At 69.0% G+C, this 13,373-nt stretch carries 10 protein-coding genes; 3 read left to right on the top strand and 7 right to left on the bottom strand.

The window, feature by feature from the left end; all coding sequences use genetic code 11:
* Position 1 precedes the first annotated feature (1 nt).
* The 7 genes from ACFY0U_RS06680 to ACFY0U_RS06650 all read right to left on the bottom strand — a co-directional run bounded on the left by ACFY0U_RS06680 (position 2) and on the right by ACFY0U_RS06650 (position 10,047).
* A complete protein-coding gene (locus ACFY0U_RS06680; protein ID WP_388631237.1) occupies positions 2-997 on the bottom strand; it encodes an ATP-binding cassette domain-containing protein in 996 nt (331 codons plus the stop codon).
* Between the two features lie 124 nt (positions 998-1,121).
* Positions 1,122-3,980, bottom strand: a complete 2,859-nt coding sequence (locus ACFY0U_RS06675) for a glycoside hydrolase family 2 TIM barrel-domain containing protein (protein WP_388631234.1) — start codon at positions 3,978-3,980, stop codon at positions 1,122-1,124.
* A gap of 28 nt (positions 3,981-4,008) precedes the next feature.
* On the bottom strand, positions 4,009-4,896 hold the full coding sequence (locus ACFY0U_RS06670) for a carbohydrate ABC transporter permease (protein WP_388631231.1): 888 nt from the start codon (positions 4,894-4,896) through the stop codon (positions 4,009-4,011).
* Positions 4,893-5,858, bottom strand: coding sequence for a carbohydrate ABC transporter permease (locus tag ACFY0U_RS06665; protein WP_388631228.1), 966 nt, complete (start codon positions 5,856-5,858; stop codon positions 4,893-4,895). The genes ACFY0U_RS06670 and ACFY0U_RS06665 overlap by 4 nt, the downstream gene beginning before the upstream one ends.
* A gap of 20 nt (positions 5,859-5,878) precedes the next feature.
* Entirely contained in the window at positions 5,879-7,135 is a 1,257-nt protein-coding gene (locus ACFY0U_RS06660) for an ABC transporter substrate-binding protein (RefSeq protein ID WP_388631225.1), read from the bottom strand.
* Between the two features lie 231 nt (positions 7,136-7,366).
* Positions 7,367-8,602, bottom strand: a complete 1,236-nt coding sequence (locus tag ACFY0U_RS06655) for an ROK family protein (protein ID WP_388631222.1) — start codon at positions 8,600-8,602, stop codon at positions 7,367-7,369.
* A gap of 191 nt (positions 8,603-8,793) precedes the next feature.
* Positions 8,794-10,047: an FAD-binding protein gene (locus tag ACFY0U_RS06650; protein ID WP_388631219.1), complete on the bottom strand. Its 1,254-nt coding sequence runs from the start codon at positions 10,045-10,047 to the stop codon at positions 8,794-8,796.
* A gap of 106 nt (positions 10,048-10,153) precedes the next feature.
* Between ACFY0U_RS06650 and ACFY0U_RS06645 the strand changes: the two genes are divergently transcribed.
* The 3 genes from ACFY0U_RS06645 to ACFY0U_RS06635 all read left to right on the top strand — a co-directional run bounded on the left by ACFY0U_RS06645 (position 10,154) and on the right by ACFY0U_RS06635 (position 13,304).
* A complete protein-coding gene (locus ACFY0U_RS06645; RefSeq protein ID WP_388631215.1) occupies positions 10,154-11,161 on the top strand; it encodes a hydroxyacid dehydrogenase in 1,008 nt (335 codons plus the stop codon).
* Between the two features lie 93 nt (positions 11,162-11,254).
* Positions 11,255-11,926, top strand: coding sequence for a pyridoxamine 5'-phosphate oxidase family protein (locus ACFY0U_RS06640; protein WP_388631213.1), 672 nt, complete (start codon positions 11,255-11,257; stop codon positions 11,924-11,926).
* Between the two features lie 58 nt (positions 11,927-11,984).
* Positions 11,985-13,304, top strand: a complete 1,320-nt coding sequence (locus ACFY0U_RS06635; protein WP_388631211.1) for a radical SAM protein — start codon at positions 11,985-11,987, stop codon at positions 13,302-13,304.
* Positions 13,305-13,373 lie beyond the last annotated feature (69 nt).

Genomic DNA, 13,373 nt, shown 5'->3' with positions numbered 1-13,373 from the left:
GTCAGACCTCTTCCGCATGGACGTAGGCGGCCCGCATCACGTCCTCGAGGTCCGCCTCGTCGATCGCGATGTCCGTCACCTCGTACCGCTCGATGACGGCCTTCAGCGCCTGGTGCACGGTCGGTGCGTCGGGGCCGTCCGGGCCGAACACGAGCCGTGGGCCGCTCTGTTGGAGCAGTGTGGTGCCCGGCAGCGGGACGATCTCGGCGTGCGGGTCGGCGAGGGTGGCCCGCACCTGCCAGGTCGAACCGAACTTGCGGCGGATCTCGTCGAGGGAGCCGTCGAGGACCAGCCGGCCGTGGTTGACGAGGACGACCCGCTCGGCGAGCCGCTCGACCTCCGTCATGTCGTGGGTGGTGAGCAGGACCGTACGGCCGCGCTCCTCTACCTGGTGCCTCAGGAACTCCCGGACCTGCTCCTTGACGACCACGTCCATGCCGATGGTGGGCTCGTCGAGGAAGACGACCGGCGGATCGTGGAGCAGGGCGGCGGCGAGGTCGCTGCGGACGCGCTGGCCCAGGGACAGGTGGCGCACCCGGGTGTCCCAGAAGGACGACAGGTCAAGGAGGTCGTCGAACTCCTTGAGACGGGCGATGTGTTCGGCCTTCGGCACCTCGTAGATGTCCCGCAGGATCGCGAACGACTCACGCACCGGAAGGTCCCACCACAGCTGGGTGCGCTGCCCGAAGACCGCCCCGATGTTGCGGGCGTTGCGTTCGCGTTCCTCGTAGGGCACCACGCCCGCGACCCGGGCATGGCCTGCGGTGGGGGTGAGGATGCCGGTGAGCATCTTGATGGTGGTGGACTTGCCGGCACCGTTCGGGCCCAGCAGGGCGAGGAGTTCGCCCGGGGACACGTCGAAGGTGATGTCGGTGACGGCGTGTTTGGCGACCCGCTCCGGGTTGACCAGGGAACGGACCGCGCCGGTGAAGCCCGGTCGGCGGACGGTGGAGTGGAAGGTGCGGGACAGTCCGCGGACCTCGATGCTGGCATCCAAGTGGCATCAACTCCCTTGTGGGAAAACAGAAGTGCGGCCGGTCGGCATGGATGCCGACCGGCCGCTGGCGACGTCTCGACAGTGTCGGAATGTCGATCAATCAGTCAATCGATTAACGGTCTTCTTACCTGGCGGTCGAGAACACGAACGAGAACTCCGCCGGCTCAGCCCTGAGGTGGTACTGCGGCAGCGGGCCCGGGCCGCAGGACTGCGAGCCGACGCCGTGGTGGCCGTGGTCGAGGTTGACCCAGACCGTCTCGCCCGGGGTGAGGTCGGTGCGGTGGGTGGCCGCGTCCAGTTCCTCGGTGGTCCAGCGGCGGGCGGTGAACCAGAACTCCGGGTCGCCCTCGATCCGCAGACCGCCGATCTCGGCCCAGCGGACGTCCGCACGGGCGCCGTTCTCCTGCGGGCGGAGGTACGGCGTCTGAAGACTGTCGACAGTCGTCCGCCAACGGCCGACGGTCGACGCCAGACGGCTGTCCGGATACGCCTCACCGGGACCGCCACCGAACCACTCCACCGCGTCGGCCTCGGCCAGCCCCAGCCGGATGCCCAGACGGGGCAGCGGCACCGTCCACTGGCCCTCGGGCGCCACGGACACCGTCAGCTTCAGCTTGTTGCCGTCGGAGGTCCACCGGTACACCGTCGCCAGCCCCACCTCGCGGGCCGCCGGCGACACCCGGGTCCGGACCGTCAGCGCGTCGTCGGACAGCTCCACCGAGTCCAGGCGGTGCCGCATCCGGTGCAGGCCGAGGGAGCGCCACAGCTTGCTGTAGCAGATGCCGCCGTTCCACTCGCCCTCGTCGTTGTCGGTGGTCGCCCGCCACACGTCCAGGCGCGGGCTCTCGACGGCGATCCCGCCGATCGACCGCAGCGCTCCGGTACGGGCGTCGAAGGAGGCCGGGCCCAGCGTGATCTGCTTCCCGCCCGGCACGGGTCCGTCCGTGGGGGTGACGGACGGCAGCGCGCGGGCGGTGACCGGGAACTGGCCCCATGCCACCACGTGGCCCATCGGCCCCCACGAGGAGTCGTCGGCCAGCTGCGCCCGCACGGTCCACCGCGTCTCCGCGCCCCGGTGGTCCGCGGGCGGCTCCGGCAGCTTCACGTCGGCGCTCTCACCGGGCTTCAGCGCGGGCACCGACAGCGAGCCCGACTCCACGCTCTCGCCCTCGACCTCGTACGACCACGTGAAGGCGAGCGCCGACAGGTCGGCGAAGTCGTACTTGTTGGTCACCCGCACGGTGCCGTCGGCGCCGTCGCCCTCGATGCCGACGGGCTCGATGACCTTCTTGTACTCGATCAGACCGGGGGACGGCGTGCGGTCGGGGAAGATCAGGCCGTCGCAGACGAAGTTGCCGTCGTGCAGCTCCTCGCCGAAGTCACCGCCGTAGGCGTAGCCCAGCTCGGGATGGGCGATGCCGTGGTCGATCCACTCCCAGATGAAGCCGCCCTGGAGTCGCTCGTACTTCTCGAAGAGCTCCTGGTAGTCGGCGATGCCGCCGGGGCCGTTGCCCATGGCGTGGCCGTACTCGCACTGGATGAAGGGAAGTTGACGACGCTTGTGGGTGCCTCCGTCGAGCTCCTTGCCGATTCTCTCGACCTCGGCGTGGTCGGCGTACATCCGCGAATAGACGTCCGTGTCACGGCAGTTCCAGTCGCCCTCGTAGTGCACGAGGCGCGAGGAGTCCCGGCCGTGGATCCACTCGGCCATCGCGGTGAGACCGCGCCCGGTGCCGGCCTCGTTGCCAAGGGACCAGAAGACGATCGACGGGTGGTTCTTGTCGCGCTCGACCATCCGGGCCGCGCGGTCCAGCAGGGCCGGGGTCCAGCGGTCGTCGTCGACGGGGTTGTCGCGCCAGTCCTGCTCGTGGAAGCCGTGGGTCTCCAGGTCGGCCTCGTCGATGACCCACAGGCCGTACTCGTCGCACAGGTCCAGGAAGGCCGGATGCGGCGGGTAGTGCGAGGTGCGGACCGCGTTGAGGTTGTGCCGCTTCATCAGCAGCACGTCCTCGCGCATGGTCTCCAGGTCGAGCGCGCGGCCCTTCTCGGGGTGCCACTCGTGGCGGTTGACGCCCTTGAAGAGGATCGCCCTGCCGTTCACCTTGATCAGGCCGTCCTCGAGGACGACCGTGCGGAAGCCGATCCGCAGCGGGACGCGCTCGCCCTCGGTGACCAGGACGCCGTCGTACAGCTTCGGCACCTCGGCGGACCACGGCTCTACGGGCACCGTCACGGACTCGCCGGTGGCGACATCGATGTCCAGCGCCGCGACCTGCACCCGCCCGTCGACGTCGGAGTCCACCCGGAGGGTGCCCTCGCCCGTGACATGGTCGTAGTCGGCGTGCACGAAGAAGTCGAGGACACTGCCCGCCGGGCGGTGCAGCAGGGTGACGTCACGGAAGATGCCGGGCAGCCACCACTGGTCCTGGTCCTCCAGGTAGGAGCCGGCCGACCACTGGTGGACACGGACGGCCAGCACATTGCCCACGGGCTTCAGCAGCTGGCCGACGGCGAACTCGTGGGCCACCCGCGAGCCCTTGAACTCACCGATGTCCGTGCCGTTCAGCCACACCCGGGCGCAGGACTCGACACCGTCGAAGCGCAGGACGGCGCCGGCCTCCGACAGGTCCCAGTCCCCGGGCAGGTCGAAGACGCGCAGGTGGTCGCCGGTCGGGTTCTCGGTCGGGACGTGCGGCGGATCCACCGGGAAGGGGTACAGGTGGTTCGTGTAGATGGGTGAACCGTGTCCCTGGAGGACCCAGTGCCCGGGGACCGACACCTCGGCCCAGTCCCCGGCGTCGTAGCCCTCCTCGGCGAACGAGTCGTCCTCGGCGTCGATCGTCGGTGACACCCGCAGCCGCCAGCTGCCGTTCAGGGACAGGGACTTGGCGTCCGAGGCCGCGTACCAGGCGCGGGGCGGCAGAGCCCCGCTGCCCGGTGAGACGTCCTCGACGTAGTCGACGTCGGTGGTGCGGAAAGACATCGGTCTCCAGGTCGTGTGAATCGGTGGGTCAGCCCTTGATGCCGGTCTGCGCGATCCCCTGCACCAGCCAGCGCTGGAGGAAGAGGAACACGAACACCAGGGGCAGGATGGAGATGGCCGTGGCCATGAAGATCAGGTGGTAGTTGACGGTCTGGTTGGTGGCGTACGACGAGAGCGCGACCTGCACCGTCCACGCACTGGGGTCCTGGCCGATGACCAGGGGCCACAGGAAGGCGTTCCAGCCCGCGATGAAGGTGATCGTCGCGATCGCCGCGAAGAAGTTCAGCGAGTTGGGCACCACGACGCGCCAGTACGCACCCCAGTAGCTCAGCCCGTCCACCCGCGCCGCCTCCTCCAGCTCCTTGGGGAACCCCAGGAAGTACTGCCGGAACAGGAAGCAGGTGAAACCACTGAACAGACCCGGAATGATCAGACCGCGGTAGGTGTCCACCCAGCCGAGTGACGAGACGAGCACGAAGCTCGGCACGAAGGTGACGGCCGTGGGCACCATCAGGGTCGCCAGGACGGCGTAGAAGACCTTGTTGGCGTGCTTGTAGGGGATGCGGGCGAGACCGTAGCCGGCCAGCGAGCAGATCAGCAGGATGCCCGTGGTGTGCAGGACGGCGACGACCAGGGAGTTCCACATGGAGCGCGCGAAGTCGACCGTGACGTCGTCGAACGGCTCCTTGACGTTGCTCCACTGGATGTCGGTGGGGAACCACTTCCATTCCTCGCCCGTGATCTCCGGGTCCGTCATGAAGGCGTTGCGGACGATCAGATAGAACGGGATCAGGAAGAGGAGGACGGCCACGCCGGTCGCGATGTACAGACCGGTGCTGCCCATGACGCCGCCGAGACGCTTGGCCTCGGTCCGCTTCGCGGGCGCGCTCTTGAGGTCGGGTGCCGTGGTGGTCACTGGGACTCCTCACCCCTTCCGAAGCCCATGATCTTGCCCTGGAGCAGGGTCACGAGGCAGATGAGCGCGGTCAGGATCAGCGCACCCGCGCTGCCCGCGCCGTAGTTCTGGTTCTCGCCCAGCGCCATCTTGTAGAGCTCGACCAGCGGCGGCATGCCCCAGGTGGCCTTGCCGAGCAGGATGAAGAACTCGTCGAAGGCCTGGTACGCGGCGATGAGCAGCAGCAGGATCACCGCAGTCGACGTCGCCCGCAGCTGCGGCAGCGTGATGTACCGGAAGGTCTGCCAGCCCGGCTTGGCGCCGTCGATGGCGGCGGCCTCGTACAGCTCCCGCGGGATGTTCTGGAGCGCCGCGAGGAAGAGGATCATGTAGAAGCCGGACTGGAGCCACAGCCGGACGGTCACGATGACCAGCCAGTACCACGGCGGATCGGGGTTGCCCAGCCAGGCGATGTTCTCGACCCCGAACCAGCCGATGACCGTGTTGGCCAGGCCGAAGCGGACACCGTTGAAGATGGACATCTTCCAGATCAGCGCGGCGGCCGCGTAGCTGACCGCGGTCGGCAGGAAGAAGACCGACCGGACGAACGCCCTCATGAACCGCAGGCGGTTCACCAGCAGCGCGAGGCCCAGCGACATGGCCCAGGTGGTCGGCACGATGAAGGCGGCGAACACGGTGAACGTGACCAGGGAGTTCCTGAAGTCCGTGTCCGACAGGATCATCCTGAAGTTCTCGAGCCCGACGAACTCGCTCGGGGTGACCGTGAACCGGGCCTCGAAGAAGCTCAGATAGAGGCTCCAGCCGATCGGCACGAAGACGAAGATGATCAGGCCGATGAGGAACGGCCCGGTGAAGAGCCAGAAGTTGAAGGTGCTGCTCGCCCTCAGGCCCCGCCGCGGCCGGTCCTTGGAGACCTTGGCCGGGGCGGGGGAGGCGACCCCGCGTGTGGTGGTGGTCGACATGTCGAGATCCGTCCGCCGGCCTATCCGAACAGCTTCTTGAGTTCGGCGTCGACCTTCTTCTCGGCCGTGGCGAGCTGGGCCTTCGGGTCCTCGTTCTTGCGGACGGAGTTCGCGATCACATCGTTGACCGCGGCGATCATGGCCTGGGTCCAGCCGATGTTGTCGAAGTGGCCGAACTCGTTGAAGAGCTTCACGCCCTCGGCCGGCAGGCCCGTCTTGAGCTTGGTGGCGGTCTCGGCGATGGACGTGCGCGGCGGGATGTGGAAGCCGTAGGACAGCGCCCAGTCCTCCTGGTACTTCTTCTGCTCGATCCACAGCCACTTCACGTATTCCTTGGCCGCGTCGACGTTCTTGCCCTTGGCGTTGACGAACATCGACCAGCCGCCGTTGGTGACCGACTGCTTGCCGGCGGAGCCGACCTTCGGGAAGGGGAAGATGCCGATGTCGTCGCCGAGCGCCTCGATCATCGCGGGCATGGCCCACATTCCGCACCACTGGATCGGGGTCAGGCCCTGGGTGAAGGCCGACGGGTCCCACCAGTCGGTGGGGGCGTCGAGCAGCAGGTTGCCGCTGGTGAACAGGGAACGCAGCTGCTTGAGGCCGTCGGCGACCGCATCCGTGTTGAAGGCGGGCTTGTTGTCGGCGGTGAGGGTGTCCGCGCCGGCCGACCAGATGAGCGGGTTCTGCACCGTGGTGAGGTCGTTGCCGAGGAAGGCGCCCTTGACCTTGCTGGTGGTGAGCTTGTCGGCGGCCTCGATCAGCTCCTCCAGCGTCTGCGGAACCTCGATCTTGGCCTTCTCGAACACCGACGGCCGGTAGAAGAAGAACTGCGGGTCGTCGATCATGCGGACGCCGTATATCTTCCCGTCGACCGTGTGCGACGCGATGTCGGCCTGGTTGAAGTCGCTCTTGACCGGCTCGATGATGTCGGTCAGGTCGGCCACCTGACCGCTCTTGATGAGCTGGATCTGCGGGTGGAACTCGAAGACGTCGGGCGCGTTCTTGGTGAGCAGCGCGGCGAACAGCTTCTGCTCGAAGTTGTTGCCGGTGATCCACTGGGTGGTGACGTTGGCTTCCTTGTAGGCCTTCGCATAACGCTTGATGGCCTGCTCGGTGCCCGCCTCGCCGTACGCGTGGAAGTACTGCACCAGGCTGTCACCGGAGCTGCTGCGGCCGGTGTTGCCACCGCACGCGGCCAGTCCGCCGGCGGCGGCCATACCCATGGCGGCCCGCAGGACGGTACGGCGGTCCCAGTTGACGTTTCTCATTGCCGACATGCTGACGTCCTTGTCTCGAGTACGGCTGAGGCTCTGCGCCCGGTGCCTGAAGCGGCTCAGCGCCAGGTGGCTCAAAGGGTGGTGCGGTGCGGGACGTTAACCTTCGGCTAAGGCTTCGGCAAGGGGTTGGACGAAGTCTGTTCGAAGCGTTGCGGGGCGTTCGGGATACCGGACGTCACGGGGTGCGGGCCGCCGTGTCAGCGGTCCGCAACTTCCTTACGGCGTCGCGAGTTACTGCCGTCTCGCGGGCGCGGCGGTGCGTTTCGGCGACTTCTGGCCGACCGACTGGAGGGCCCCTTCGAGCGCGAACGTGGCCGCGCCCAGGCACACGGGGTCCGTGGGGATGGGGGAGAGGACGATCTCGGTGGCGGCCATCGGCCGGGGCAGCGCGTGCCGGGCGACGGCCTCGCGCACCTCCTCGGCCAGGGACTCGCCGAGGGCGGCGGCGACCCAGCTGCTGAGCACGATCACCTCGGGGTTGAACAGGTTGACCAGGTTGGCGATCCCGGCACCGAGGTAACGGACCGTGTCACGGAGGGTGTTGACCGCCACCGGGTCCTTCTGCCGCAGCCCCTCGGCCAGGGCGGCGATGGTCGCCGTCTGGTCGTCCTCGTGCAGCAGCGGGCTGTCAGGGCTCGACTCCCGCAGATTCAGCATGATCCCGGACGCGCCGACGTACGCCTCCACACAGCCGTGCTTGCCGCAGCGGCACTCCCGGCCGTCCAGCACGATCGTGGTGTGGCCCCACTCGCCGGCGCTGTTGCTGACCCCGCGGTGCAGCCCGCCGCCGAGCACGAGCCCGGCGCCCACACCGGTACCGAGGTTCACCACCACGGCGTTCCCGCGCCCGCGCGCGGCACCGAACCACAGCTCGGCCACCGCGGAGGCGCGCAGCGGGTTGTCCAGGTACAGCGGGTAGGCGATGTGCTCGGTGAGCAGATCGAGCAGGGGCACGTCGTGCCAGTCCCAGTTGGGCGCGTACTCGGAGAACCCGGTGTCCCGGTCCACCTGACCCGGCACGCTCACCCCGACGCCCAGGACCCGGGCGCCTTCGACGCCGGCCTGCGCGACCACCTGGCCCACCACCGCGGCGACATGGCCGACGACCTGCTCGGGGAGGCTCTCTCCCGGGCGGACGTCCTCCTCGGCGCGGGCCAGCACGTTCAGCGCGAGGTCGAACAGCTCGACATGGACGTACGTCTCCGCGATGTCGACGCCGATCAACGCGCCCCCCGACGCGTTGACCGCGACGAGTCCCCGGGGGCGGCCTCCCGCCGAGTCCTCGAACCCGACCTCCGTGATCATCCGGAGGTCGAGCAGCTCGCCGACGAGCGTGGCGACCGTGGCCAGGCTCAGCCCGGTGGCGGCCGCCAGCTCCTGCCGGGAGGTGGGCGACGCGGCGATGATCTGGCGCAGCACCTCGTAGCGGTTCGCGGTGCGGATGTCACGTGAGGTGCCGCGCTTCATCGAACTTCCCTCCCTGGCCGGCGCCGGTCCGTGTACTCGGCCGGGGGCCGGGGGCGGTCCCCCGGGAGGGCACAGCACCGGGTCGCCCCGTCCCTTCGGCTCCCGCCGGGACGACATCGGCACCGGCGCGGCGCAAGGCTATGGGCTGCCGACGACTTTCGACAAGGGGTTAGGAAAGGGGCTTTATAAAGTCAGCCGGCCAGCACGTCCCGGACGAAGGCGTTGGCGAATTTTGCCTCAGGGTCCAGGCCACTGGCCAGCGCCCGGAAGTCGTCCAGCCTGGGGTAGCGGCCGTGCAGGACCTCGCCCGGCGTGGTGAACACCTTCCCCCAGTGCGGCCGCGGGCCGAAGCCGTCGAGCACCTCCTCCAGCCGCCGCACCACCGGCAGCACGGCCGCCGTGTCCTCGATCCAGGTGAAGTGCAGCGCCACCGTGTCGCGTCCGTACGACGGGCTCAGCCACTGCTCGTCGGCGGCGACCGTACGCACCTCGCAGGTCTGCAGTACGCCGGCGACCGTCTCCCGGATACCGTCGATTGCATACAGGGCGTCGACGGCGGACCGCCGCGGCAGCAGATACTCCGACTGGAGCTCCGCCCCGCTGCTCGGCGTGAACTCCGCCCGGAAGTGCGGCAGCCGCTCATGCCACGGCCCCGGCACCCCGAACTGCTCGGTGCAGTTCACCGCCGGCATCCCCGGCACCGGGTGCAGCTTCTCGGTGGCGGGGGCGGCCCAGGTGAAGGGGGCGAGCGGCTGATCCACCCGCCGCTTCAGCCACACCTGCCGGAAGCCCGGTTCCCGCCAGTCCGTGAACAGGCTGACGCTGTACGCCGCCGACATGATCGCCGAGAACGACGCGAAGTCCAGCCCCTCCAGCGGCAGTTCGGTGAAGAGATGCTGCTCGACCTCGAAGGCCGGCTCCAGGTCCAGGGTGAGCGCGGTGACGACACCCAGGGCGCCCAGCGAGGTGACGGCCCCGCCGAAGCGTTCGTCGTCCCGCCCGATCGTCACCCTCGATCCGTCGGCGACGACCAGTTCGACCTCCCGCACCGCCGCGCCCAGCGGACCGTTGCCCACACCCGAGCCGTGCGTCCCCGTCGCGACCGACCCCGCCACCGAGATGTGCGGCAGCGAGGCCATGTTGGGCAGTGCGAGGCCGTGGGCGTGGACCGTGCGGGCGAGCTCCGCGTACCGGACGCCGCCCCCGACCCGCACCGTGCGGGCCGCCGTGTCCACGTCGATCACCGCGGGGAGTGCGGCGATCGACAACAGGACACCGTCGGGGCCCGGTTCGGCGATCTCGTTGAAGGAGTGCCCGCTGCCCAGCACCCGTACCTTCGCGCTCTCGGCCACCAGTGCCCGGAGCGCGTCGAGCGAGCTCGGCCGGTGCAATTCCTTGGCGGCGTAGGTGATGTTGCCGGCCCAGTTGGTGACTGTCTCCGTCATCCGTGTCGTCCCTTCCACGCAGAACCTGTCCGTTGACCCTCTCATCCGCCGACACCTAACGTAGAGAGCGGTTTCTATCCGTTTGCCTCGACCGGGGGTCACCACCTTGCCCGAGCGTCCCCAGGCGCTGTTCGCCATGACCGCCGCCAATCTCCCGCACGTCTTCCCGTCGCAGGTGCTGGAGCGGCTGCGGGAGGCGGTGGACATCGACCCGGATCTCGTGGCCGAGGACTTCACCGACCCGCGCGTCAAGGAGGCGCTCGCCCGCACCGAGATCCTCGTGACGGGCTGGGGCTGCCCCCGTATCGACGCGACGGTCCTCGACGCGGCACCGAAACTGCGGGCGATCCTGCACTCCGCCGGCTCGGTCAAGGGCTTCGCCACGCCGGAGGTCTGGCGGCGGGGCATCGAGGTCTCCTCGGCCGCCGACGCCAACGCGCTCCCTGTCGCCGAGTACACCCTCGCCATGATCCTCCTCGCCGGGAAGGACCTCTTCGCCGCCCGCGAGCGCCTGCGCACCGCACGTGCCCACCCCGGCTGGGGCATCGTCCCCGGCATCGGCAACCACGGCCGCAGGGTCGGCGTCATCGGCGCCTCCCGCATCGGCCGCCGGGTGCTGGAACTCCTGCGCCCCTTCGACCTGCGGCCCGCGCTCACCGACCCGTACGTCACCGAGGCGCGGGCCGCCGAACTCGGCGTACCGCTGATGGAGTTGGACGAACTGCTGCGAGGTTCGCAGATCGTCACGATCCACGCCCCGGAGACCCCTGAGACACATCACCTCATCGGCCGCCGTGAGCTGTCCCTGATGCCCGACGGGGCGGTCCTGATCAACACCGCGCGCGGCGGACTCGTCGACCACGACGCCCTGGTCGCCGAACTCCGCACCGGCCGCATCGGCGCGATCCTCGACGTCACCGACCCCGAACCCCTCCCCGCCGACTCGCCGCTCTACGACCTCCCGAACGCCTTCGTCACCCCGCACCTCGCGGGCTCGCAGGGCAACGAGCTGACCCGGCTCGGCACGGCGGTGGCCGAGGAGGCGGAGCGGCTGGTGACGGGCCGGGGAATGGCGTACCCGGTGGAGCCGGCGGCGCTGGAGCACGGAGCCTGACCGGGTGCGGATTCAGTTGTTCTGGAAGGGCTCGACCGGCGCTATTCGTAAAAACATGGCGCTCTGGAAGCGATATCAGTAGCGTCCACCGGCATGGCCCTCGATCCGATCGCCCCGCTCCCCGAGACCGACCTCACCCGCCACCGTCGCCTGCGCGACCAGGGCAGCCTCGACCGTGCCGATCTGAACGCCATCCTCGACGCGGGCTTCGTCTGTCACCTGGGCGTGGTGATCGAGGGCCGGCCGCTGGTCGTCCCGACCGTCTACGGGCGTGACGAGCGGCAGCTCTACGTCCATGGCTCGGTGGCGAGCCGCAGTCTCTCCGGCGGCACCCCCGTCTGTGTCACCGTCACGCACGTCGACGGGCTGGTCCTCGCCCGGTCCGTCTTCGAGCACGGCGTGAACTACCGCAGCGCGATGATCCACGGCGAGGCCCGCAAGGTCACCGACCCCGACGAGAAGCTGGCGGGCCTGCGCCGGGTCACCGAACACGCGACCCCGGGGCAGTGGTCGTACGCCCGAAGCCCGAACCGTAAGGAACTCGCCGCCACCACCCTCCTCGCCCTCTCCCTCGAAGAGGCCTCGGTCAAGATCCGCACCGGCCCGCCGGACGACGGCGACGGACCCGACGCCGATCTCGGTCTCTGGGCCGGGACCCTGCCGCTGACCTCGGTGTGGGGCGCGCCCGTCGGCGATCCCGTACTGCCGGACGAAACACCCGTACCGGAACACATCGCGCGGCGCGAGGGGACCCGGTACGCGTGACGGGCGGGCGGGGGCATACCGTGAGGAGTCGAACGCCTGAGCCGGGAGGAGATTACGGATGGGCAGCCGCACCGCACTGGTCGAAGATCTGATGGAGCGATTCCCGCACGTACCGCGGGAAGCCGTCTTCAAAGAGGATCTGCTGCGAGGTGGCGTGGCCTTCGACCCGTCCGCCCTCAGCGACAACGAGGGGGGTGAGGTCAAGCCGAAGTCGTACTTCATCTTCTCCTTCGACCACGGCACCCTGCCCGAGCTCGGCGAGGCCGCCCTCAGGCGCCCGCCGGAGGAGATCATCCTCACGGGCGGGCCGTACGACCTGCGCCGCACCGTCGTCTCCGTGCGGGTGAACCCGAGCTCGCCGTACCGCGTCGCCGCCGACGACGAGGGTGTGCTCGGCCTCTACCTCGACGGCAAGCGCATCGCCGACGTCGGTGTGCCGCCGATGCCGGAGTACTACAAGCACAAGCTCTCCAACGGGAAGTCCGTCATGGAGGTCGCGCCCACCATCCAGTGGGGCTACCTCATCTATCTGACCGTCTTCCGGGTCTGCCAGTACTTCGGCGCCAAGGAGGAGTGCCAGTACTGCGACATCAACCACAACTGGCGCCAGCACAAGGCCGCCGGCCGCCCGTACACGGGAGTCAAGGACGTCGAGGAGGTCCTCGAAGCCCTGGAGATCATCGACCGGTACGACACCGCGAAGACCTCCACCGCCTACACCCTCACCGGCGGCGCGATCACCAAGACCGTCGCCGGACGCGACGAGGCCGACTTCTACGGCCACTACGCCAAGGCCATCGAGGAGCGCTTCCCGGGCCGCTGGATCGGCAAGGTCGTCGCCCAGGCGCTGCCCAAGGACGACGTACAGCGCTTCAAGGACTACGGCGTCCAGATCTACCACCCCAACTACGAGGTGTGGGACGAGTACCTCTTCAAGCTCCACTGCCCCGGCAAGGAGCGCTACGTCGGCCGCGACGAGTGGCACAAGCGGATCCTCGACTCGGCGGAGATCTTCGGCGCGCGCAATGTGATCCCCAACTTCGTGGCGGGCGTGGAGATGGCCGAGCCCTTCGGCTTCAAGACGGTCGACGAGGCCATCGAGTCCACCACCGAGGGTCTGCGCTTCTTCATGTCGCACGGCATCACGCCCCGCTTCACCACCTGGTGCCCGGAGCCGACCACCCCGCTCGGCAAGGCCAACCCGCAGGGCGCGCCGCTGGAGTACCACATCCGGCTGCTCCAGGCCTATCGCCAGACGATGGAGGACTTCGGTCTCTCCTCGCCCCCCGGATACGGCGAGCCCGGGCCCGGCCGCGCGGTGTTCTCCGTGAGCTCCTTCATGGACAGCCTTCCGGCGCAGGAGCCCGCCGAGGTGTAGTCGCGGGGAGCCGCGGGGGAGAGTCAGTCGAGCAGTCAGGGCCCGGATCGAGACGTCCGGGCCTTTTCT

The sequence above is a fragment of the Streptomyces sp. NPDC001536 genome, assembly GCF_042894505.1.
Lineage (GTDB): Bacteria > Actinomycetota > Actinomycetes > Streptomycetales > Streptomycetaceae > Streptomyces.
The sequence above is the reverse complement of the archived record's forward strand: the minus strand, read 5'-3'. Positions and strand labels throughout refer to the sequence as shown.